At 66.5% G+C, this 22,178-nt stretch carries 18 protein-coding genes; 5 read left to right on the plus strand and 13 right to left on the minus strand.

Annotated elements, in window-relative coordinates; translation table 11 throughout:
• The first annotated feature begins 177 nt into the window (after positions 1-177).
• The 4 genes from N7367_RS11740 to N7367_RS11755 all read left to right on the plus strand — a co-directional run bounded on the left by N7367_RS11740 (position 178) and on the right by N7367_RS11755 (position 3,262).
• Entirely contained in the window at positions 178-465 is a 288-nt protein-coding gene (locus N7367_RS11740) for a helix-hairpin-helix domain-containing protein (protein WP_227255415.1), read from the plus strand.
• A gap of 338 nt (positions 466-803) precedes the next feature.
• Positions 804-1,880, plus strand: coding sequence for a L,D-transpeptidase (locus N7367_RS11745; protein WP_111185995.1), 1,077 nt, complete (start codon positions 804-806; stop codon positions 1,878-1,880).
• A 16-nt stretch (positions 1,881-1,896) separates the two neighbouring features.
• Entirely contained in the window at positions 1,897-2,622 is a 726-nt protein-coding gene (locus tag N7367_RS11750) for a murein L,D-transpeptidase catalytic domain family protein (RefSeq protein WP_053516633.1), read from the plus strand.
• A gap of 34 nt (positions 2,623-2,656) precedes the next feature.
• Entirely contained in the window at positions 2,657-3,262 is a 606-nt protein-coding gene (locus N7367_RS11755; RefSeq protein WP_279942434.1) for a HutD family protein, read from the plus strand.
• A gap of 54 nt (positions 3,263-3,316) precedes the next feature.
• On the opposite strand, the gene N7367_RS11760 is transcribed toward N7367_RS11755, so the two are convergent.
• The 13 genes from N7367_RS11760 to N7367_RS11820 all read right to left on the minus strand — a co-directional run bounded on the left by N7367_RS11760 (position 3,317) and on the right by N7367_RS11820 (position 16,647).
• Positions 3,317-4,921, minus strand: coding sequence for a sulfite reductase subunit alpha (locus N7367_RS11760; protein ID WP_279942435.1), 1,605 nt, complete (start codon positions 4,919-4,921; stop codon positions 3,317-3,319).
• Positions 4,918-5,889, minus strand: a complete 972-nt coding sequence (locus N7367_RS11765; protein ID WP_065182425.1) for an FAD:protein FMN transferase — start codon at positions 5,887-5,889, stop codon at positions 4,918-4,920. Before N7367_RS11765 ends, N7367_RS11760 begins: the two co-directional genes overlap by 4 nt.
• A 52-nt stretch (positions 5,890-5,941) precedes the next feature.
• Positions 5,942-6,745, minus strand: a complete 804-nt coding sequence (locus N7367_RS11770) for a DUF4198 domain-containing protein (protein ID WP_111185997.1) — start codon at positions 6,743-6,745, stop codon at positions 5,942-5,944.
• 116 nt (positions 6,746-6,861) lie between these two features.
• On the minus strand, positions 6,862-7,380 hold the full coding sequence (locus N7367_RS11775; protein ID WP_065174546.1) for a DUF2271 domain-containing protein: 519 nt from the start codon (positions 7,378-7,380) through the stop codon (positions 6,862-6,864).
• A gap of 31 nt (positions 7,381-7,411) precedes the next feature.
• Positions 7,412-8,050 (minus strand): PepSY-associated TM helix domain-containing protein, encoded by a 639-nt coding sequence (locus N7367_RS11780; protein WP_065182423.1) that lies wholly within the window; start codon positions 8,048-8,050, stop codon positions 7,412-7,414.
• Positions 8,051-8,166: 116 nt separating this feature from the next.
• Complete coding sequence (locus N7367_RS11785; RefSeq protein WP_279942436.1) at positions 8,167-10,587, minus strand: TonB-dependent receptor; 2,421 nt, start codon at positions 10,585-10,587, stop codon at positions 8,167-8,169.
• Positions 10,588-10,734: 147 nt separating this feature from the next.
• Positions 10,735-11,133: a hypothetical protein gene (locus N7367_RS11790; protein WP_053516642.1), complete on the minus strand. Its 399-nt coding sequence runs from the start codon at positions 11,131-11,133 to the stop codon at positions 10,735-10,737.
• Between the two features lie 165 nt (positions 11,134-11,298).
• Positions 11,299-11,976 carry a Fe2+-dependent dioxygenase gene (locus tag N7367_RS11795; RefSeq protein ID WP_279942437.1) on the minus strand — a complete coding sequence of 226 codons (678 nt, stop codon included), beginning with the start codon at positions 11,974-11,976 and terminating at the stop codon, positions 11,299-11,301.
• A gap of 10 nt (positions 11,977-11,986) precedes the next feature.
• Positions 11,987-12,706 (minus strand): tetratricopeptide repeat protein, encoded by a 720-nt coding sequence (locus tag N7367_RS11800; protein ID WP_279942438.1) that lies wholly within the window; start codon positions 12,704-12,706, stop codon positions 11,987-11,989.
• A gap of 70 nt (positions 12,707-12,776) precedes the next feature.
• Positions 12,777-15,068, minus strand: coding sequence for a TonB-dependent receptor (locus tag N7367_RS11805; protein ID WP_279942439.1), 2,292 nt, complete (start codon positions 15,066-15,068; stop codon positions 12,777-12,779).
• Positions 15,069-15,218: 150 nt separating this feature from the next.
• On the minus strand, positions 15,219-15,623 hold the full coding sequence (locus N7367_RS11810; RefSeq protein WP_279942440.1) for a hypothetical protein: 405 nt from the start codon (positions 15,621-15,623) through the stop codon (positions 15,219-15,221).
• A 155-nt stretch (positions 15,624-15,778) separates the two neighbouring features.
• On the minus strand, positions 15,779-16,111 hold the full coding sequence (locus N7367_RS11815; protein WP_053516647.1) for a non-heme iron oxygenase ferredoxin subunit: 333 nt from the start codon (positions 16,109-16,111) through the stop codon (positions 15,779-15,781).
• Positions 16,108-16,647, minus strand: coding sequence for a GNAT family N-acetyltransferase (locus N7367_RS11820; RefSeq protein WP_279942441.1), 540 nt, complete (start codon positions 16,645-16,647; stop codon positions 16,108-16,110). The genes N7367_RS11815 and N7367_RS11820 overlap by 4 nt, the downstream gene beginning before the upstream one ends.
• Positions 16,648-16,859: 212 nt before the next feature.
• Between N7367_RS11820 and N7367_RS11825 the strand changes: the two genes are divergently transcribed.
• Positions 16,860-22,175: a wall-associated protein gene (locus N7367_RS11825; RefSeq protein WP_279942442.1), complete on the plus strand. Its 5,316-nt coding sequence runs from the start codon at positions 16,860-16,862 to the stop codon at positions 22,173-22,175.
• Positions 22,176-22,178 lie beyond the last annotated feature (3 nt).

Consider the following 22,178-nt stretch of genomic DNA (forward strand, 5'->3'; position numbering starts at 1 on the left):
TTCCTACATCACGTCGGGTATTTGGCTGGCTTTTAGAAATCCACGAAACCGATAGTCTGTGTGTATGTGGTGACGGACACTGTTCCTACCGACGGGATTGCCGGTCGGGGCGGCCAGAACCACAAGGAGTTATACGTCGTGCCTTGGTTAGTCGTGTTGAGGGCACTGGTACTGGCAATGGGGATCGCAGGGGCGCATGCCGCCGAACCGATCGACATCAACCGGGCCGATGTCCAGGCGCTGCAGCAGGGATTGACGATGGTCGGAGCCAGGAAGGCTGCGGCGATCGTCGAGCACCGGCGCAGACACGGGCCCTTCAAGCGCGTCGAGGATCTGACGCAGGTGAAGGGGATAGGGACAGTGATCGTCGAACGGAATCGACAGCGGATCACCGTAGGCGACAGGCTGTTGCCCGCGGATCCGGTACCCGGATCGGTACCGGTGCGGACTGTACCAAGGCGTTGACAACAGGAATCGTCGGGACCCGCAGGAGGCCGGTCCACCGGGCACCGCCAGGGAGGCTGTGTTCACCGACCGTCGCAGGATGCGGCACCAATCACCAGGATGGTGGCATCACAGACCTGTGGAAGGGGCTGAGATACAAGCAGGACAGACGCGGCCGCGTGCAGGATGCAACGCCACCCCCACTTCGCAGGACGCGCGGGGGAGGCAGCAGGCCGACAAGGACGTGACGATTGCCCGGTACGACACAGGGTTGTGTCGCCGGGCATTCTATTTTGGCGCGTTCGCTACGGCGCGATGGTGTACGGTGACCGCTTCGCATGGAATGGAACCTCCGCTGGATGCGTCTGCACCGTCCGTCCCTGATGCTCTCCCTTGTCCTGGCACTGCCGCTGACCGTGCAGGCCGGGCCGCCGTCTTCGCACTCGACCGACCCGTCCGGGCCGGTGGCCGCCGAACGCGGGCCTACCGATCTCAAGCCGGGCGAATTCCTCTGGCATCCGGAGATTTCCCCGGCCGGCCCGATCGTGCTGGTCGTCAGTCTGGACGAGCAGCGCGCCTACGTGTATCGCAACGGGATCGCCATCGGGCTGACCACGATCAGTTCGGGCAAGGCGGGACACGAGACGCCGACCGGGGTGTTCACGATCCTGCAGAAGGACAAGGACCACCGCTCCAACCTCTATAACAGCGCACCGATGCCGTACATGCAGCGGCTGACCTGGGACGGCATCGCCCTGCATGGCGGCAGCCTGCCGGGGCATCCGGCCTCGCATGGCTGCGTACGGCTGCCGCAGGCGTTCGCGCAGAAGCTGTTCAGCGAGACCCGGCGCGGCGATACGGTGGTGGTGGCCGATGCCAAGAGCGCGCCGATGACGTTGGCCTATCCCGCCGTACTGGCGCCGGTCAACGCGCGCGGCGAGGCCCTGCCCGAGACCGGCGACGGCAGTGTGGCGGCGGCCTGGTGGAACGACAGCGCGGCGCCGGCCGGGCAGGTCGGCATCCTGGTCAGCCTGCACGACCAGCGGCTGTACGTCCTGCGCGACGGCGTGATGATTGGCGAATCGCCGCTGAAAGCCGACGCGCTGCCAGCCTTCCAGGGCACCACGCTGTTCGTGATGGGGCAGGGCTACAGCGATGTTCCCAGCCCGCTCGATGCGAAGCAGCGCCTGCATCAATGGACGGCCTATCCGTTGCTGGGCCAGGACCGTGCGCAGGCGACCCCGGACCTGTTGGCCACGCCGTCGCTGCCACTGGCGCTGCCGGCCGATTTCGCCCGCCAGCTGTACCAGGTGCTGGTGCCGGGCACGACGCTGCTGGTGACCTCGCTGCCCGCCGTGCGCCCAAGCCCGGCTGAATCCGGCCTGCAGCCGGTCTTGGAATCCGAGCCGGCAGGGTCCACTCTCACAGGCAACTGAGTCCTGTGTCCCGTCCATGACTGCATCCCGCCTGTGCCGGCTGGCCACGCTTGGCCTGCTGGCAACCTCGGCCAGCGCACCCGCGTTGGCGCAGACGCCCGCCATCGCGACCCGTGCCGAGGATCTGGCCGCCCTGCTGGCACGCACCGCGCCGAAGGCCGATCGCCATGTGCTGCAGCTGGCGGCGCAGGCCATGCGCTGCGCCCTGTTGCGACCGGAGCTGGGCATCAGCGGCGAACGCCTGAGCGTGATCGACTATTCGCGGCCCTCCACCGAGCCGCGCCTGTGGGTGTTCGACCTGGCGCACCAGCGGCTGTTGTTCGAGGAATGGGTGGCGCACGGCCGCAACAGTGGTGAGAACCGGACCGAGCATTTTTCCAATCGCGACGGCAGTTACATGTCCAGCCTCGGTGTGTTCACCGCGCAGGAAACCTACATGGGCGGCAACGGCTACTCATTGCGGCTGGCCGGGCTGGAACCGGGCTTCAACGACCGCGCGCGCGAGCGTGCGATCGTCATTCATGGCGCCCCCTACGTGAATCCGGCGACCGCCCAGCTGCAGGGTCGGCTGGGCCGCAGCCTGGGGTGTCCGGCGGTGCGGCTGTCGGTGGCCAGGCCGCTGATCGACGCGTTGCGTGGTGGCACGATGGTGTTCGCCTATTACCCCGACCAGGACTGGCTGAAGCATTCGCAGCTGCTGGGTGGCCAGTGCGGCGCGCAGGGTACGGTCGCCACGCGCTGATGCGCGATTGCACGTGGCGTGGTGCAATGCAGGCATGGATATCGATGCGCTGCTGAAGACTCCGAGCCAGGTGATTGCCCGCCTGGATTACCGCCGCGAACGCTGGCGCAATGGCCTGGGCTGGACCCGCGAAATCCTGCGGCTGCCGGCGCACGGGGACGACTGGGCCCTGCGCCTGTCCGTGGCGGAGATCGAGCAGGATGCCGCGTTCTCCGCATTTCCAGGCGTGGAGCGCGAACTGGTACTGCTGCAGGGCAACGGTGTGCGCCTGCGCTTCGCCGATGGCCGGGTGGCGGAGGTGCTGCCGCCGCATGGTCGCGTGCGCTTTGCCGGCGAGGAGGCACTGCACGGCGAACTGGTCGATGGCACCACCCATGATTTCAACCTGATGTGGAAGCGCGGGCAGTTGCACGCCGAGCTGCTGCACCGGCCGCTGGTGGGGCCGATGTTCTTCTTCTGCGAGCCAGGCGTGGCCTGGGCGCTGCACCTGCTGGCGGGTGAGGCCGGCTTTGCCGAGGACAGTGGCTTGCCGCCGATGCAGGCAGGCGACACTGCATGGCTGGCGGCCGGCGAGCGCCAGCGGCATGCGCTGCAGGGCAGTGGCGAGCTGCTGGCGATACGGGTGAGCGCCGCGGGCTGATGATTCGCATGCGCCGATGGGCATCATCCGCGCATGCGCTGGGCGCTGCCTGGGCTAATACACATCACGGCGGTAACGGCCGGCCACCAGCAGGGCCTCCTTGCCGTCGGTACCCAGCACCTGCTCGATGACCGCATCCACGGCTGGCGCCATGCCCTGCAGGCTGCCGCAGACCAGGATCGTGGCACCTTCATCGACCCATTGCCGCAGCGTTGCCGCCTCCTCCAGCAGGCGGTCCTGCACGTAACGGTGGCTGCCGCCGTCACGGCTGAACACCGTATCCAGACGCTGCAGCGTGCCGGCCGCCAGCATCGCCCGCAGTTCGTCGCCGAAATGGAAGTCGTGCGCGGCCGAGCGCTCGCCGAACAGCAGCCAGGTGCGGTGCGCGCCGACGGCCGCGCGCTCATGCAGGTGTGCACGCAGGCCGGCGATGCCCGTGCCATTGCCGATCAGCAGCAGCGGCGCCGCAACGGCGGCACCGTGGAAGTTGTCGTTGCGGCGCAGGCGCAGTTGTACCGGCTCGCCGATGACGGCGTGGTCGCACAGCCAGGCACTGCCGATGCCGGGCGTGCCATCGGCACGCAGCTGCCGGCGCACCAGCAGTTCCACCGCACCATCCTCCATCACCGAAGCGATGGAGTACTCACGATGCGGCAGCGGCTGCAGGGCCGCCAGCAGGGCGGGCAGATCACCCGGTGGCACCAGTGAGGGCAGGTGCGAGCGTTCGACACGGGCCAGCAGCGTCTGGCCGTCCTCGAGCACCGTCTGCGGATCGAAACCCTGTGATTCCAGCCAGGCCCGCGCGCTGTGCCGCGCGTGCTGCGGGCCGATCTCGGCAATGTCGCCGGCCTGCCAGCGCACGCCGTCGATGGCAGGCGCCTGCAGGCGCAGCCAGTACACCGGTCCGCCCTGGCTGCCGGGATTGAGGTGCCGGCGTTGCAGCAGCGTCCACGGCTGATATTCGGCCGGGCTCCAGTCGGGCAGTTCGCTGGCGCCACCGGCAAGTTGTCCGAGCAGTTGCTGCCAGTGCCGCAGTGCAGCGGGATCTGCGTTGTCGACCTCGATGGCGTCGAACAGGGCATGTGCGCCGCGCTGGCGCAGCCAGTCGTCGAGCTGGTGACCGAAGGCGCAGAAGTGACCGTAGCTGCGATCACCCAGGGCGAGAACGCCGTACGAAAGATGCTGCAGCGATGACGGCAGGGCCATCACATGGCGCAGGAAGGGCACTGCATGATCGGGCGGGTCGCCTTCGCCGGTGGTACTGGCGATGAACAGTGCACGCTGGCTGCCGGCCAGCAACGTGGCGTCGACCTCATGCAGACCGCGCACACGCACCGGCACGCCGGCACCCCGCAATGCCTCGGCACTGCGTTCGGCCAGTTCGCGGGCGAAGCCGGTCTGGCTGGACCAGACCAGCAGGATCGGCGCGACGTCGCCAGAGGCAGCATCGTCGCGCGGTCGCCCACGCCACCACAGTGCGGTGCAGACCAGCGCATAGAGCGCGGTGGCGATGATGGCGATCTGCGATTGCCGCGCCGGCGGTGCGCCCTGCCACCAGGCTTCGCCGAGATGCAGTCGCAGCAGCGCCCAGCCGATCAGCGCCAGCAGGATCAGTACAAGCGCGTTGCCGAGCAGCGCGCGCGACGGCCGTGCGCTCATGCGTCCCGCTCGTCGAGCAGGCGCTGGAAGGCGCTGCTGAGAAACTCGTGCGGGCCATCCGCTGCGCGATGCAGGTAGCGTGCGGCCAGTCCTTCGCGTTCGGCCAGCGCCATGCCGTGCTCGCGGCCGAGTACGGTGAGTGCGGTGGCCCAGGCATCAGCATGCATCGCGTCGTCGGCGACCACCGTCACCGCCGCTGCAACCTGGCGTACCGGCCTGCCGGTGCGCGGGTCGAGGCTGTGGCTGTAGGCCTCGCCATCGGCCTGATAGTGATGCCAGCGATCGCCGGAGGTAGCGACCGCCTTGCCGTCCAGCGCCAGCACCCGCGGTGGTGTTTTGGCGTGCGCGTCTTCTTCCGGCGCCGATTCCACCAGCACGCGCCACCGTTGGCCATCGGGCTTGCGGCCGTAGCCGGCCAGTTCGCCACCGACCTCGATCAGTGCAGCAGCGATGCCCTGATCGCGCAGCCACGCGGCCACGTGATCGACGCCGAACCCCTTGGCGATCGCAGAGAGATCCAGTTCCAGTCCGCCGGGTTGCAGCAGCGCATCGCCGCGCCATTGCAACCGCTGCCAACCGCAGCGCTCGCGCGTGGCCTGCACGGCGGCGGCATCGGGTTGGCGGCGTTCGCCGGCATGTGCACCGAAACCCCACAGTGCCACCAGCGGGCCGATGGTGGGATCGAACGCACCGTCGCTGGCGGCGGCGATGGACTGCGCGCAGGACAGGACGTGACGGGTTTCGGCAGGCAGGGTGCACCACTGGCCTGCATCGGCGCTGTTGTAGCGGCTGAGGTCCGAGCCGGCGTCCCACGTACTCATCTGCGCGACCACATCATCCAGGCGCGCCTGGATGCCGGCGTGCAGCGGGTGCAGGTCGCGCTGGCGCGGCGCGACCAGCGACACGCTCCAGGTGGTGCCCATGGTGGTGCCGCCGAGGCGGGCGATGTCGAGCAGGGAATCGGTCATGACGGGGCGTGGCGGCTGCGATGCCGGGGCGTGCCCGGCATCGCGGTCCCCATTACTGCGGCAGCACTTCCAGCGTGGCCACGTAGCTCAGGCGACGCTTGGCGGCCTGCTTCACCGAGGTCTTGTTGTCTTCAGTGCCGGTTTCCAGCCAGTACATGCCGGCTTCCGGCCAGGTCACCTTGATTTCGCCCTTGGCGTCGCTGGTCACCTTCAGTTCGTCCTGCGCGTTGCGGTAGCGGGTGGCGCCGCGCACGATCTCGAAGGCAAGGCCAGCCGTCGGCTTGCCGTCGACCAGCACGCGGAAGGTGGCTTCCTCGCCGGCGAACAGGTCGTTCGGGTGACCGACCGCAACCAGCTCGATGCCGCGGTTGGTCGGCTTCAGTGCGGTATCGTTCGGCGCGCCATTGGTCACGAACGTCTCCACGCGGCCGACCGACTGGCTCACTTCCAGCTTCTCCGCGTCCTTGGGCAGTTCGCCGAAGGTGGCGGCGGTACCGCGCCAGCGCTTGCGCTCGCCGTTCTGTTCGTAGGTGGCGAACAGGCCGTCATTGACCGAAGCGATGCGGTAAGTGCCCTGCTGCTTCAGCTCCAGATCGAACACGCTGCGGTACTTGCCGGTCGAGGCGTTCTGCGGCTGCACGGTGCTGCCGTCCGGCGCGGTGATCACCAGCGATTCCAGGCGCAGCGGCACGTGGTTGAAGTAGAACAGGTCGTTGGAGACCGCACCATCAACAGTGATCCACGGCGCATTGCCGGCGATCACGGTCTGCGAAGGCAGCAGCCAGGCCTTGTGGGCGAGTGCGGAAAAGGGAAGGGCAGCGGCCAGAGCGGCGGCGAGGACGAGCGTGCGCTTCATGCGGAAGACTCCAGGGACGTTGGATGGGTGGGGTCAGAGCCCTTCCTGTGGAGGGGATCCGACCCCGGGGTCGGACCCCTTTCCAACGGAAAGGGCTCTGCCCCCGGTTCAGGCGGTTACGGTTTGATGGCGAGGGTGACCTGGCCCAGTTCGGTGGCGCCCTGCGCCTTGCCGTTCTGTGCGGCGGTGGCCGGCCAGGTGAAGGGGATCTTCAGCAGTTCGCGGCCACCGACTTCGCGCACCGCTTCCACCACCAGGGTGTAGTTGCCCGGGGCCAGCTGCTTCAGCGCCGGCTGCTTGTCGTTGAACGACAGCGCGTGCTTGCCGGCCGGGCGGGTTGGGCCGGTCACGCCGTCCACCGGCACCTGCAGGGTGCGGCCGCTCTTGCGCCACCACTGGCGCAGGTCGGGCAGCCACTTGGTGCCATGGCCTTCGTTGTTGCTGGTCTGCTGGTACCAGACCGACAGGTTGGCCGCGACTTTCTGGTCGGCGCCTTCCAGCCACACCGCTACGTAGGGACGGTGATACTCGGCGACATTGAGCTTGGGCACCTCGACGTTGATGTCGAGCGTGGCGGCATAGGCCGGCGAGGTGGCCAGCAGGCCGCTGAGGGCGATGGTCAGGGTGACGCGCATGGGGCGGCTCCGGTGAAGGGGATTCGATGGTTCAGTGGATCAGCAGCAGGGCGATCAACAGCGGGATCATCAGGCCGAGGCCGACCAGCGGCCAGGTCATGCGCCGCTGCCGTGCATGCAGGTGCAGCAGGAACAGGCCGGTGATGCAGAACACCAGGCAGGCCACGGCGAACAGGTCCAGGAACCAGCCCCACGCCGGGCCCGCGTTGCGCCCCTTGTGCAGGTCGTTGAGGTAGGACACCACGCCGCGGGAGGTTGATTCGTATTCCACCGCGCCGGTTTCGCGATCGATGCTGAGCCAGGCGTCGCCGCCGGGTCGCGGCAACGACAAGTAGATCTCCTCGGCCGACCACTCGGCCGGGCGACCGCCGATGGCGATGCCCAGCTGCGTATCCAGCCATTGCCGGGCCGGGCGGGGGATCGGCGCGTGGCCGTCCTCGCGCGTGCCGAGCTGGCCGAGCAGATCGGCCGGCAGTTGCAGCTGCTGGTTCTGCACCTCGGGCTTGGCCTCGATCTTCGCTGCATGGTTGAGGGTCAACCCGGTCACCGCGAACAGCAGCATGCCGATCAGGCACACCGCCGAGCTGATCCAGTGCCACTGGTGCAGCGTCCGCAGCCAGAAGCCGCGGCTCTGTTGCTGCTGCACGTTGGAGGGAACGGAACGGCTCACGACGGGGATTCAGGACGGATGCGGACTGCGCATTACATCATTGATGAGAATAGCTCGCAATTGCGTATCGTTCTGTATCCCGGTACCGGCCAAGGCCGGCACCGGGCAGGGTCGCCTCAGAACTTCGCGTTGAGCGAGATCCAGTAGCTGCGGCGCTGGTCCTTGGTCGCGTAATCGTCCACGCAGCTGAACTCGCTCTGGCTGATCAGCAGGCACGACTGCGAGACGAAGTCCTTGTCGAGCAGGTTGTTGACGCGTGCGTTGACGGTCAGCCATGCGTTGGCCTTCCAGCTGCCGCCGAGGTGGAAGATCGTGTAGTCCTCGTAGACGCGGTCGTGGCTGTTGCCGGCCGCATCGAGGATCGTATCGCGGTAGCGGTCGTAGCGGCCTTCGCCGATCAGCGACAGACTGACCGCGTCGCTGACCTGCCAGTTGAGGCTGGCGTTGGCCATATGCCGGGCCGGCATGGTGCCACTGATCGGCAGTCCCTTCTGCGGGCCACTGGTCTGTTCGCTGCGGGTCCAGGTGTAGTTGCCCCGCAGCTGCAGGGTTTCCAGCAGATCGACGTGCGCGGCCAGTTCGGCGCCACGGGTTTCGGCCTTGTCGATGTTCACGCTCTGGGTGAAGGTGCTGTAGCCCAGCGAGGCCCAGCCCGGCCCGATGTCCACGCAGTAGCCGCTGCCGGCCGGAGCCACCTCGCAGTTCGGGAAGGTGCCGCCGCTGGCGATCTTGTCTTCGAACCGGTTGAAGAAGCCGGTGACGTTGAAGCCCCAGCGCTGGCCTTCGTAGTAGGCAGCCAGCTCGTAGTTGGTGCTGGTTTCCGGCTTGAGGTTCGGCGAACCCACCAGCGGCAGCACGCCCTGCCCACCGAAGCCGGTGATGCCCGGGAACAGCTGGTCCGGGCGCGGTGTCTTGTAGCCGGTGCTGACACCGCCCTTGAAGGTCCATGCGTCGCTCGCATTCCACACCAGGTAGCCGCGCGGGCTGACATGGCTGCCGAACACGTTGTGGTCGTCGTAGCGCAGGCCGAAGGTCGCCGTGAGGGTATCGGTCAGTGCCCAGTTGTCCTCCGCGAACAGGGCCCACATGCGGTGCTTCTGCCGGGTGTTGCTGCGGTAGCCGGCGCCATCCATGCCGAACACGCCGTCGACCATGTCGGTGTCGTTGTACTGTCCGCCAACGGTCAGTTTGTGTGCGCCGAAATCGAGGTCGAGCATCGTGTCGAGCACGTAACCCTCAAGCTCCATCGTGCGCAGCGGACGTGGCAGGAACGCCTGCAGGCGCGCCATCTCGCTCGGGTCGAGGGCCGACAGCGCATTGCCACGACCGGCCGCACAGTTGTTGGCGGCGCCGGTGCGGCGGCAGACGTCATTCCACAGCGTCTGCAGGTTGGCGCGCTCGTCCAGGGTCAGTGGCAGCGAACGGCCGAGGTTGCTGCTCTTGCTGTGGGTCAGCGAGGTCTGCCAGGTGCCGAAGCTGTAGCGGCCCTGATGGGTCAGCGATACCTGGTCACGCTCATAGCGCTGGTAGGCGGTGTAGCCCACGCGCGGCTGCACCCCGCGGCGGGTGATGGTGCCGCCGCCATCCGGATCGGGGATGACCGCATTGCCGACGCGCCACAGGCTGGCCAGGCTGTCGAGCGTGCCGGTCTGGCCCTCGCTGTTGTCGTACTTCTGCCGCGACACGTCGTAGTCCAGCCACAGTTCGTGGTCGTCATTGATGTGGACGTTCAGGCGCACGCCCGTGTTCCAGTTGGTGTTGGCCACCGATTTGCCGCCACCTCCGAAGCCGATGCTGCGTTCCCACAGGGTGCCATCGGGCAACGGCAGCGCATCCCATTCCGGATTGGACGCCTTCGCATCGTAGTAGCTGCCGCGCACGGACAGGCCCAGGCGCTCCTTCAGCAACGGACCACTCAGGTACACATCGGTGCTGCGGGCATCGCCGAACTGGTCGTCCTGCTGCACGGTGAAGCCCTGGGTCAGCGCGCCGTGCCAGCTGTCCTGGTTGCGGCGGGTGATGATGTTGATGACACCGCCCATCGCATCCGAGCCGTACAGCGTGGACATCGGGCCGCGCACCACTTCGATGCGCTCGATCGCATCCAGCGGCGGCAGGTAGGAGAACTGTCCGCCACCGAAGTTGTTGGGATACAGCTGGCCGACGTTGCTCTGGCGGCGGCCGTCGATCAGTACCAGGGTGTATTCCGAGGGCAGGCCACGCATGGAGACGGTGGCGCGGCCATTCTTGTCGGTGGCTTCCAGGCCGACGTCGATGCCTTCCACATCGCGCAGCGCATCGACCAGGCTGGTGTAGGGGCGCTTGCTCAGTTCCTCGCGGCTGACCACGCTGATGCTGGCCGGGGCATCGGTGATCTTCTGTTCGAAGCCGGAGGCGGTGACGACCACCTTGTCCAGGGTCTGCGGCGCTCCGGCGATCTCTGCATGGGCGAAAGCAGGGGCCGCCATCGCCGCCAGCACGGCGCTGGTCAGCAGGGGGCGGGACAGGGACGAACGGACACGATGGCGCTGGGCCATGGCAGATACCTCGAAGGATGTAAGGCAGCGCGATGCCGGGTGCGGAGCGCGCACGGCAGGCAGGGAAAGCCCGGTCAGGGGCGGCAGGGAAGAAGCAGTCAGCGGCGTGTGGACGCGACCGCGCAGGCAGTCACGTCGGGCCGTGGATCAGGCGAGCGGCGGCGCCTGGCCGCGTTGCTGGCGACGCCCGGGCGCGTCGGCCCAGGGCGTGTCCGGAGCGGCCAGCGGCCAGTCCGGGCGCACACCGGGCATGGCCGGCGTGGCGGGTACGAGTTCAAGTTCGGTACGCAGCCACTGGCTGGCCAGCAGCAGCGGCGGCGCCTTCTCGGCCGCTTTTACCGGGGCGGAGGCACAGCGGCGCAGCTTGGCCGGGGCTTCTTCCTGCAACGGGCCTTCGCCGCCACGTTCTTCCAGCGGCATCTGCAAGGTCATCGCTGTGGCCGGGTGCGGCAGCAGTGGCAGGGTGCCCAGCAGCAACGCCAGCATCGCCACCCATGCCAGCAGGCTGGCCAGCGCGGGACGCTGGCCGCGCATGGCGGTGCCCATCTTGCGATGGATGAGTGGGCGAGGGCGGAGCGGGCGCAGCAAGCGGGGGTCCCCAGATGGTTTGCCGGCAGCGGCCAGCATCAACGGGGCGTGATTGTAATGAGAGCTGTTAGCGAATGCAAATGAGAATGATTGCTAAAATGTTGGGGCGCGGACTGGAGTGGCTCAGACCTCGCTCCAGCGTCGCAGCAGGTTGTGATAGACGCCGGTCAGCTGCAGCACCGCATCATCGTCGCCTCCGGTCTGCCGCAGGCGCTCGATGGACGTGTCCATTTCCCACAGCAGGCGACGCTGTACATCGTCGCGGATCATGCTCTGCACCCAGAAGAACGACGCCACGCGCGCGCCCCGGGTAACAGGATTGACCTGGTGCAGGCTGCTGGAGGGATAGACGATCAGGTCGCCGGCTGGCAGCTTCACCTCGTGCTCGCCGTAGGTGTCGCTGATGATCAGCTCGCCGCCGTCGTACTCGTCCGGCGCCGACAGGAACAGGGTGCAGGAGATGTCCGAGCGCAGCTGCTCGCCGTTGCCCAGGTTCATCACTGCGCCATCGACGTGGAAGCCGTAGGTGCCGCCGCCGCGGTAGCGGTTGAAGCGTGGGGGGAGGTATTTCAGAGGCAGCGCGGCGCTGAAGAACAGCGGGTGCCGGGCCAGAGCGACGAGGATGATCTCGCCCAGCTCGCGGCGCAGCGGCGAGGCCTCGGGAAGCTGCTGGTTGTGCTTGGCCTGCGCGCCCAGATGGCCGACGGTCTCGCGGCCATCGGTCCAGTCGGCGGCGTCCAGGCGATGACGGAAGTCGGCCACCTGGTCGGCGCTGAGGATGTCGGGGATGTGCAGCAGCATGCGGAACTCCTCAAAGGGGTGGCGGTGGGACCAGAGCGCGCACCTGCGGATGCGGCGACGCGGCCAGCTCCGGCAGGATATGCGCCATGAACGCCGGGCTGCCGTGGGCCAGTGCAAGCCGCAGCCAATGCACGGCCTGCTCGACCTGACCGGCCTGCAGCAGGATCGAGGCATAGTTGGCCTGGCCGCGGAAATCACCGGCTTCAGCGGCGCGCCGGTACCAGTCCAGCGCAGCCTGCGGATCGCGCTCGATCTCCAGGCCGTCTTCGAGGTGGCGGGCCAACAGGTTCATCGATTTGGCATGACCCAGATGCGCGGCACGGGTATACAGCGCCAGCGCCTGCACGCGGTCCTGCCGCACACCGCGGCCGGTGGCCAGCAGGTTGGCCAGGTTGTACAGGCCCCAGTCCAGTCCGGTGTCGGCCGCGCGCCGGTACCACACCGCGGCCAGCACCGGGTCGGGCGCGGTGCCCTGGCCCAGTTCATGGCAGCGGCCAAGCATGTTCATCGCCATCGGCGCGCCGTTGTTGGCGGCGGTTTCGTACCAGAGCCGCCCGGCCGAAGCGTCCTGTGCGGTGCCTTTGCCTTCCATGTGCATCTGCGCGAGCAGCAGTTGTGCATCGACCTGTCCGGCCTGCGCGGCGTCGCGCACGCGTGCGAAGGCAGCCTGCGGGTCGTGCTGCAGCAGGTCGGCCAGAGCGTCGCTGTCGATGGGGGGACGGGGCGTCATGGGGGGGAAGTATCGCTGGAAACAAAAACGGCGGCAGGAGACCCTGCCGCCGTGGGGGAACGAAGTTACATCAGAACTTCACGTTCAGTGCCAGGGTGGCCGAGCGACCCGGGGCGATGCTCGCGTAATGCGAGGCATAGGCCTTGGTGAAGTAGGTCTTGTCGGTCAGGTTCTGCACGTTGAGCTGCAGGCTGACGTTGTCCTGGAGCGCGTAGCTGGCCATCGCGTCGAAGCGGGTGTAGCTGGCGATCCACTTGGTGTTGGCAACATCACCGTACTGCTTGTCCGAATAGAACGCACCGGCGCCGACGGTCAGGCCGATCGGGAAGCGGTAGGTGGTCCACAGGTTGGCACTGTGCTTGGCGGTGTTCGGGAACACGTTGCCGTTGTACGGCGAGGGCACGTAGATGTTGGACGGGCAGGTACGGCCCACCGGTGCGCCACAGACGAAACCGTTGTCCTTCAGTTCCGAGTCCAGGTAGGTGTAGCCGCCATACAGGCTCCAGGCATCGGTCAGCTGGCCGGTGAAGCCCAGCTCGAAGCCGTTGATTTCCTTCTTGCCGGCGTTCTGGCTGGTGCCGTTGTCGACGGTCACGCGCGCGTTGTCCATCACGGTGTGGAAGATCGCCGCGGTGAGGTTCAGGCGCTGGTCGAACAGATCCCACTTGGTGCCCAGTTCGAGGTTCTTCGTATCCTGCGGCTTGAGGTCGGCCACAGCGGCACTCAGGCTGTCCGAACCGTCACCACCGTCCATGCCCGGCGGGGTCGAGGAGGTGCCCCACGACAGGTAGATGCTGCCGTTGGTGGCCGGCTTGAACACCACGCCGGCCTGGTAGTTCAGGAAGTCGTTGCTGTTGCGCACGCGGGTCGGCGCCGCACCGGCCACCGGAGTGGTCAGGGTGGTGCGGAAATCGTCGTAGCGCAGGCCCAGGTTGACCATCCACTGCTCATTGAGCTCGATGGTGTCGAACACGTAGGCCGAGGTGGTCTTGGTACGCTGCTCGATGTCCAGCGCCTTATCGCTGCGGTACACCGAATGCGTGGCCGCCCACGGGTCGCGCGGGTTCGGATTGGCGAAATCGGTGCAGTTGTAGCCGGTGGCCGCGCCGGTGGTCGGGCACTTGCTGTTGCCGGTGAGCGGGTTGCTGGTGCCCGGGCTCATCAGGTAGCTGCCGCGGGTCATCTTCTCGTCGCTGTACTCCACGCCGGCGCTGTAGCTGTGCTTGAGTACGCCGGTCTGGAAGGCGCCGGTCAGGCCCAGCTGGTCGGCAAAGCTCTTGACGTCGACGGCACGGCTGTTGGTACGGCGCCACAAGGTGCCGTAATTGTTCGGGTTGCCCTGGCTGTCGTCCGGCTGGGTCCACAGGTAGTCGTTGCTGGTGTTGCCCAGGCGCGCGATGTTGCGCAGCTTGTGGCCGCCGAAGTCGTAGCTGGCGTCCATGGTGCTGATGTCGGCGCGGGTGCGCTGGAAATCACGATCAACCAGGCCGTAGTAGTTGTTGCGGTCCGGCACCATCGGGCGGCCGTCGACCCACTTCGACGCCGGCGCACCGCTCGGGTTGCCGTACGGGAAACCACCGGCGTCCGGCAGGTCGTCGCTCTGCATGTGGTAGTGGCTGGCGATCAGCTGCGCCGGGCCGTTCAGGCCGAACGCGATCGACGGCGCGATGCCCCAGCGGCTGACGTTGGCGGTGTCACGGCCGGCGATGTCCGACTCGTGCTTCATCAGGTTCAGGCGGGCGGCGATGCCATCACCCAGCACGTAGTTGGCGTCCACGGTGCCGCGCGCGTAGCTGTCGGTACCGATGCCCATGCTGGCATTGGTCTCGTTCTTCAGCTTCGGCGTCTTGCTCACCAGGTTCAGGCTGCCACCACCGGAGTCGCGGCCGCCGTAGGCCGAGCTCGGGCCCTTGACCACTTCCACCTGTTCCAGGTCGAAGATTTCGCGCGTCTGCGAGCCAACGTCGCGCAGCCCGTCGACGAAGACGTTGCTCTGCGAATCGAAGCCGCGGATGAAGGGGCGGTCGCCGGTCGGGTTGCCGCCTTCGCCGGCGCCGAAGGTGATGCCCGGCACCATGCGCAGCGCATCCTGCAGGTTGGTCGCACCGGTTTCGGCGATCAGCTTCTCCGACACGATCGACACCGACTTCGGGGTGTCCACCAGTTCGGCGGTGAACTTCGGCGAGGACGGATTGAACCAGCTGCCGCGCACCTGCACCTTGTCCAGTTCGGTGGCGTTGCGGGAGCCGGCGTCGGCGCTGTCGGCAGCCTGCGCAGCCAGCGGCGCGAAGCCCGCGGCCAGGGTGGCGGTGGCGAGCAGGGAAACGCGCGGGGCGTGTTTGCGGGACGTGATGTGGGTCATGGTCTGGGTGGCGGTGGCTTGGATCAGGAAAGGGTGAAGGCCGAAGTGCAGGCAGCGCGACGACACATGGAGGGCTTCTTCTGTAGAGCCGAGCCGATGCTCGGCTGGCAGGAAACGCAATCAGGCGCACGGCAAGAGCCGCAGGGCGCCTCAGCTGGCGTGCGGTGCGGGCGGAGCGTGGCCGGGATTCAACCGCAGTGCGGGATCGTGCAGCTGCCAGCGCAGGGCGTCGGAGCGCCACAACGGGATATGCGCGACCAGCGCGGCGCGCATTGGCGCCAGGCCGGTGCAGGGCGTGGTGCCTTCGCCGTCCAGCGGCGGCTCCGGTGCCGGTGCGGCATGCTGCGGGCATTCGTCGGCCGGCGTTTCCGGCAGCGGGATGGCCTGCAGGAGATCATCCGCGTGTGCCTGCCAGCCCTGCGCGGCAGGATCGCCGCCGCGCCCTTCGTGCAATGCAGACCAGCCCAGCACCAGCGTCAGCAACACGGCTACGAGCAGCGGCCACCCTTGGCGGGCGAGCTGGCACAGCGTGGCGGTGGGCGCGGACGAAGCCATGGCGCGTAGGGCGGAGTCGTTACGAAGATGTTACGTAGGATAACATCAACGATAATGATTCGCATCTTCGGTGTTGCGGGAGGTCTGTACCTGGCCCCTCGCGGCCCTGCGGGCGCCTGCAGGGCCTTCCCGGGCGGGGCGGGTATCGCTGCCGGTCAGTCCCGGTCGTCGCGAGTCCAGATGGCGTCGTGCTCGCGCTTGACCGGGAACTTGGGGACCGGGCTGTACGCGGGGGCACACAGGGCACGGCCATCACGCACGTCGAAGCGGGCACCGTGCAGCACGCACTCGACGCTGCCTTCGGTGGTGTTGAACTCGCCGGAGGACAACTCGAATTCCTCGTGCGTGCACTGGTCTTCCAGGGCATACAGCTCGCCGTCGAGGTTGAACACCACGATCGGCGTACCGGTAACCTCGTCGAACACGCTCTTCATTTCACCCGGCAGCAGGTCGCTGCCGGCGCAGACGAAGGTCCACGCGTCGCTCATGCGGTGGCTCCCGCCAGCGGCTTTTCCAGGATCTCGAAGCGCAGATCGTCGCGCTTCGGGATACCGAAGCGCTCGTCGCCGTAGGGGAACGGCTTCTTGATGCCGGTGCGGCGGTAGCCACGGCGCTCGTAGAAGGCGATCAGTTCGTCGCGCACGTCGATCACGGTCATCTGCATCACCGGCACGCCCCATTCGCGCGCGGCGTGGGCTTCGGCCGTATCCATCAGCTGCTTGCCGACGCCGCCCCCCTGCTGGGCCGGGTCGACCGAAAACATGCCGAAGTAGCCTTTGCCGTCTACATCGGCGACGTGGGCGCAGGCCACGAGGCGGCCCTCGCGCTCCGCCAGCAGAATGGTCGAGCGGGGACGGTCGAGGTCGGTCTGGATGCCTTCGGCATCGATGCGGGCGCCGTCCAGCAGGTCGGCTTCGGTGGTCCAGCCGACCCGGCTGGCGTCACCTCGGTAGGCGGAAGTCACCAGCGAGATCAGGGCAGGGATATCGGCCGACGTGGCGGCGCGGAAGGTCAGGGTGCTCATGGCGCCATTCTAGGTGGGGTGTGGGCCAGGCCGCACGCCCTTCTGCACTGGCGATGCGCGCCGGGGACTCGACCGCCGAGGGAAGCACGGTCGTGAACGGAGTCTTGACGTCGCCTTCATTCCATGTTCATGAATAACGCGTGGCACGGCCAGCGTTGCGACCGTCGCGTACGTGCACGCATTCAAGGAACGGACGATCCAAGGAGGATCCCATGCGGTTTCGTGCCACGCTCCGCCCGCGCCAGTCTGGCCCGGCCGGCCTTTCGACGCTTCTTCTGCTGCTGGCCGCGATCGGGCTTCCTTCAGTGGGCCTGGCGCAGATCGTCCCGACCTGGCGGCAGGAGTACGACAAGCGCCTGAAGTACGGTGATCTCGTCGAGCCGCTGAAGGGCGAGATCTTCGGCGAGCAGGTCAATCTCTATGACGGCTCGATCAGCTTCAAGGCTACCGATATCTCGCTGCCGGGCAACAGCGGACTCCCGGTCGCTCTCAGTCGCAGCCGATCAGCCAGCGACGGCAGCAGTGAAAGTCCTCTTGGCGACTGGGATCTGGATGTTCCGTCGCTGTCAGGTGTCTATGGCGATCTCCCCGAGACTGCAGCTCAAGGGCACTGGATGCCGGCCGCGCGCTGTACCACCGTCGGTGCTCCGCCAACTCTGGAGGTCTGGAATCGCCGGAACACTCAGAAGGTCAACTTCAATCCACACACTTACTGGGATGGCGTGCGGCTTTCGCTGCCCGGAGGTGGTGGGGAACCACTGCTGGGCGGCAATGGCGATGCGCGGCAACCCCAGCCGCAGCTTGGACAGCCCGCGCCATGGAATACAAAAGGCGGTTGGGTATTCACCTGCTTGGCAGCATTGAAAAGCGGACAGCCCGGCGAAGGATTCCTGGGACATGCACCGGATGGGACCAAATACTATTTTGACTGGATGGTGGCTCGCCCCAACGGCTCTGCGACCCTGCAGCCGTTCGGACCGGAAAGCAACGCCCAGTTGGGCCGCAAGCGAGTTCACCTGTATCCATCGCAGATTGTTGATCGTTTCGGAAACTGGGTGCGCTATGAATGGTCCGGTACCCGACTCCAGCGCATCACCGCAAGCGATGGTCGCGAAATCAGCCTTGCGTACCAATCGAACGGGTTGATCGCCTCTGCGACTGCCGCCGGGCGCACCTGGACTTACGGTTATACGGATGCCGACATCCTGCGGACGGTGACGCTGCCCGATGGAACCCAGTGGATCTACAGCCTGCCGCCGCTATCGGTTACGCACAAGTACGCCGAGTACACCGGGCAGAACATCTGGGACTACATGGAATACCCGGCGACCTGTTCGCGTGTGAACAAGATCGTGCCCAGCGAAATCACCATGATCGTCCAGCATCCGTCGGGTGCACTGGGAACGTTCCTGTTTCGCCCATTCCGCCATGGGCGCAAGAACGTCACTCTGGATTGCCAGACCTCTGGCGACAATCATCTCATCGCAGAAGGCTGGAACTACACACCGATCTACCGTGATGCGATGTCGCTGGTGGCCAAGACCATCAGTGGTCCGGGCATTCCCACAGCGCAGTGGACCTATCAGTACACCAATCTCAACGGGGCTTATGCACAGGATCTGGGCGGTCCGGTAATCCCTGCAGGCCAGGCAGAGCCGAAGATCACCACCGAGACGCTGCCGGATGGCGTCGTACGCGTGTACGAATTCGGCAAGGAAGTCGCCTATAACGATGGTCTTCTACTGTCGACGACGACGCGATCGAGTAGTTCGGTCGTGCGCGTTGACCGCAACAACTACTATCCGGATGCCCAGCTGGACGCGGCGCCCTTCCCGAAGGAAGCCGGCAAGGACTTCAAGTACGGTGCGAATGACCTCAAGGCGCACTACAACCGCCCTGTCCAGTCCGCTGTTGTGGAGCAGGACGGTGTGCAGTTCAGCCGGACCGTGCAGACCTTTGATGCATTTGCACGTGAAGTCACCGTCGTTGAAGCAAATTCCGCCGGACAGAGTCGCACCAGCACCACGGCCTACTACGACAATCCCGCGCTATGGGTGAACGGTCAGTCCGCGCGTAGTGTCCTCAATGGCATTGAACAGTCCCGCACCGAGTTCGACACGGCCAAAGCGTTGCCTTTGCGCGCCTACGCATTCGGTCGTCTGGCACAGCAGGTGACCTATGCGGCCGACGGCACCGTGGCGTCGGTATCCGATGGCCGCGGCAATACCAGCCATCTGTCGGGGTGGAAGCGCGGTGTTCCGCAGCAACTGCGGATGCCGGCCACACCCGAGGCGCCAAATGGCGCGGTGCGCACTGTTGCCGTCGACGACAACGGTTGGATCACCTCGCTGACCGACGAGACCGGCGCAACCACCAGCTTCAGCTACGACAGCATGGGGCGTCTGCGCAGCCAGCAGTTCCCCACCGGCGATACGGTGAACTGGAATGGCGTAACGATGGACCTGCAGCGCCTGGGAAGCGCGCAGTTCGGCGTGCCGGCCGGTGCCTGGAAGCATTCGCGCACACAGGGCGGCAGGCGTATCGATACCTACCTGGATGCCATGTTCAGGCCGGTGCTTGTGACCGAGAATGCCAACAACGTGCGCGACAGTGCCGTGGTGACCCGCTACGACAGCAGCGGCAGGACGGTGTTCGCCTCCTATCCGACCCGGCAGTTTTCCAGCATCGGCGCGGCATTGGACGGCACCACCACGCAGTACGATGCGCTGGGCCGGCCGGTGCTCGTGAGTCAATCCTCGGAGCTGGGCACACTGGCGACCCGTACCGAGTACGTGGGCAATCTTTCCGTGAAGGCGACCAACCCGCGCGGCCAGTCCACGACCACGCGGCACCTGGCGTATGACCAGCCAACCTATGAGATGCCGCTGACACTGCAGCATCCGGAAGGCGTGGTGACCGAGATCCAGCGTGACGTCCTCGGCAAGCCGCTGGCCATTACCCGACGCGGCGCGGACGGCAGCCAGTCGCTGACACGCCGCTATGTCTATGACGCCTATCAGCAACTGTGCAAGACGATCGAGCCGGAAACCGGCGCCACCGTGCAGGACTATGATGCGGCAGGCAATGTCCTGTGGTCGGCGGCCGGTACCGGGCTGACCAGCACCGCTGGCTGCAACCGGAGCGAAGCACTGGCCAGTGGTCGCGCGGTGAAGCGCAGCTATGACGCCGCCAATCGCCTATCGATGCTGACTTTCCCGGATGGACGCGGCAGTCAATCATGGTCCTACACGCCCGATGGCCTGCCGGCGGAAATCAGTACCCAGAACGATGCGGCACGACCGGTCGTCATCAACCGATACCAGTACAACCGGCGCCGCCTGCTCACTGGCGAAACCCTGCAGCACCCGGACCTGGGCACGCTGAACCTCGCCTATGGCTACGATGCCAACGGCACCCTGGCCAGCAACACCTATCCCGGCGGGCGGGTCGTCAGCTATGCACCCGATGCCCTGGGCAGAGCGACAACAGTGGGTGGCTATGCGAAGGAAGCCACCTATTTCGCCAATGGTGCGTTGGCACGGTTCGTCTACGGCAACGGGGTCGTGCATACGATGACCCAGAACGCGCGCGGCCTGCCCGACCGCAGCCGTGACGCCACGGCCGCCGCTGCCGTGCTCGACGACAGCTACGACTATGATGCTGGCGGCAATGTCATGGCCATCTCCGACGGCCTGCCGGGGGCGCCGGGGAACCGTGACATGACCTATGACGGCCTGGACCGGCTGCGCACCGTGATGGCACCGGGATTCGGCAATGCTCTGTATGAGTACGACGCGCTGGACAATCTGCGCCGGGCCAAGGTGGGCAGCAGGGATCGCACGCACTACTTTGATCCGACCAACCGGCTGGTGAATGTGGTCGAGACCGGCAGTGGTGCCACGGTGACCGGCCTGGGCTACGACGTGCAGGGCAACCTCTCCATCCGCAATGGCCAGCCGTTCACCTTCGACTTCGGCAACCGCCTGCGCGCGGTCGGCACGGCGGAAAGCTACGAATACGATGCCCACGGTCGACGCGTGAAAGCATCGGCGGAAGGGGCCGGCGCGATCTACTCGTTCTACGACAACGGCGGCGTGCTGCGTTTCCAGCGCAACGAACGCACAGGCAAACAGACCGACTACCTGTACCTGTCAGGCAGCCTGGTGGCGCAGGTGCATGGTGCGGCGGCGCCGGGCGTGCCCGCGCTGAGTGCACCAGGCTACATCACCCAAGGCAGCGTGAACCTGACTTGGAGTCCGGCAGGTGGGGCCAACCGCTACGAACTGCAGCGTGCGCTGACCGGCACCTGGAGTACGGTCTTCGATGGCGCGGCGCAGTCGTTCACCAGCACTGGCCTGGTTACCGGCACCTATCAGTTCCGAGTGCGCGGCTGCCGTGCGGTGTGCGGCGGATGGAGTAACGTCGCGTCAGTGGCTGTGGCGCTGGCACCGTCCACGGTGCCCGCACTGACGGTGCCCGCCACAGCCTTCAATGGCACTTACAACGTGGGGTGGTCCGCAGCGTCTGGCGCCGAGCGCTATGAGTTGCAGGAAAGCGCCAACGGAGGTGCATGGGGTCAGGTTCATAACGCAGCCGGTCAGTCCAAGGCATTCAGTGGTAAGGCCGCGGGAAGTTACAGCTACCGGATCCGCGCATGTAATCCGGTGGGATGCACCGGATACAGCGCCACGGCGTCGGTGGCAGTGGTGTATCCACCTGCCGCTGCGCCAAGCGTCTCCGCGCCGGCGCGATCTGCACCGGGCAGTATCGGCATTGGCTGGAATGGAGTGGCCGGTGCCACACGCTACACCCTGCAGGAAAGCAGCAATGGTGGGGGATGGGTCACGCTGTTCGACGGCAACGCCAGCTCCTATGCCACCGCTGCGCGCGGCGTGGGCAGCTATGGCTATCGGGTTGCTGCCTGCAACGGCGCGGGCTGCGGGCCATGGTCGGCCACCGCGACGGTTGCGGTGATCGGGGCGCCGGCGATCGAGCCGGTAATCAGTGCGCCGGGCCTGGTGAACGTGCCGCAGTACAGCCTGAGCTGGTCGGTACCCCCCAACAGCGAGAGCTTCGTACTGGAGGAAAGCGCCAACGGAGGTGGCTGGACGGTGGTGCATAACGGCGTCGGAAACAGCTTTGGTGCAAGTCGCGGAAATGGCAGCTACGCATATCGCGTACGTGCCTGCAACTTCGCAGGGTGCAGCCTGAACTCCGGAGTGGCGACCGTGTCCGTGGTGCTGCCACCGGGGGCAACCTATCTCTTTGAGGCTCAATGGCTGAGCAGCAAGACGGCGCCTTATCAGATCCAATGCACGGTGGGTTGGGTCGCCTCGGCCGGCGCGACGGAGTACCAGCTGGAGCCGGCGTCCGGCGGCAAGACTCTGTATGCAGGTCCCAAGACCTATGTGCAGTCAAGGAATGGTACGTACTGCGCCAGCAGCTACCGGGTGCGGGCGTGCAATGCCGGCGGTTGTTCAGATTGGTCGGCAAGCTTCCCGGTCACCCGCGGCGTACTTTGGGAGTAAGAC

It is taken from the genome of Stenotrophomonas sp. GD04145, assembly GCF_029835135.1.
GTDB lineage: Bacteria > Pseudomonadota > Gammaproteobacteria > Xanthomonadales > Xanthomonadaceae > Stenotrophomonas > Stenotrophomonas maltophilia_P.

Excerpts from the sequence above, each read along its gene's own strand:
- N7367_RS11740 (WP_227255415.1), top strand. The coding sequence starts at position 178 with ATGGGGATCGCAGGGGCGCATGCCGCCGAACCGATCGACATCAACCGG.
- N7367_RS11745 (WP_111185995.1), top strand. The coding sequence starts at position 804 with ATGCGTCTGCACCGTCCGTCCCTGATGCTCTCCCTTGTCCTGGCACTG.
- N7367_RS11750 (WP_053516633.1), top strand. The coding sequence starts at position 1,897 with ATGACTGCATCCCGCCTGTGCCGGCTGGCCACGCTTGGCCTGCTGGCA.
- N7367_RS11755 (WP_279942434.1), top strand. The coding sequence starts at position 2,657 with ATGGATATCGATGCGCTGCTGAAGACTCCGAGCCAGGTGATTGCCCGC.
- N7367_RS11760 (WP_279942435.1), bottom strand. The coding sequence starts at position 4,921 with ATGAGCGCACGGCCGTCGCGCGCGCTGCTCGGCAACGCGCTTGTACTG.
- N7367_RS11765 (WP_065182425.1), bottom strand. The coding sequence starts at position 5,889 with ATGACCGATTCCCTGCTCGACATCGCCCGCCTCGGCGGCACCACCATG.
- N7367_RS11770 (WP_111185997.1), bottom strand. The coding sequence starts at position 6,745 with ATGAAGCGCACGCTCGTCCTCGCCGCCGCTCTGGCCGCTGCCCTTCCC.
- N7367_RS11775 (WP_065174546.1), bottom strand. The coding sequence starts at position 7,380 with ATGCGCGTCACCCTGACCATCGCCCTCAGCGGCCTGCTGGCCACCTCG.
- N7367_RS11785 (WP_279942436.1), bottom strand. The coding sequence starts at position 10,587 with ATGGCCCAGCGCCATCGTGTCCGTTCGTCCCTGTCCCGCCCCCTGCTG.
- N7367_RS11790 (WP_053516642.1), bottom strand. The coding sequence starts at position 11,133 with ATGGGCACCGCCATGCGCGGCCAGCGTCCCGCGCTGGCCAGCCTGCTG.
- N7367_RS11795 (WP_279942437.1), bottom strand. The coding sequence starts at position 11,976 with ATGCTGCTGCACATCCCCGACATCCTCAGCGCCGACCAGGTGGCCGAC.
- N7367_RS11800 (WP_279942438.1), bottom strand. The coding sequence starts at position 12,706 with ATGACGCCCCGTCCCCCCATCGACAGCGACGCTCTGGCCGACCTGCTG.
- N7367_RS11805 (WP_279942439.1), bottom strand. The coding sequence starts at position 15,068 with ATGACCCACATCACGTCCCGCAAACACGCCCCGCGCGTTTCCCTGCTC.
- N7367_RS11810 (WP_279942440.1), bottom strand. The coding sequence starts at position 15,623 with ATGGCTTCGTCCGCGCCCACCGCCACGCTGTGCCAGCTCGCCCGCCAA.
- N7367_RS11815 (WP_053516647.1), bottom strand. The coding sequence starts at position 16,111 with ATGAGCGACGCGTGGACCTTCGTCTGCGCCGGCAGCGACCTGCTGCCG.
- N7367_RS11820 (WP_279942441.1), bottom strand. The coding sequence starts at position 16,647 with ATGAGCACCCTGACCTTCCGCGCCGCCACGTCGGCCGATATCCCTGCC.
- N7367_RS11825 (WP_279942442.1), top strand. The coding sequence starts at position 16,860 with ATGCGGTTTCGTGCCACGCTCCGCCCGCGCCAGTCTGGCCCGGCCGGC.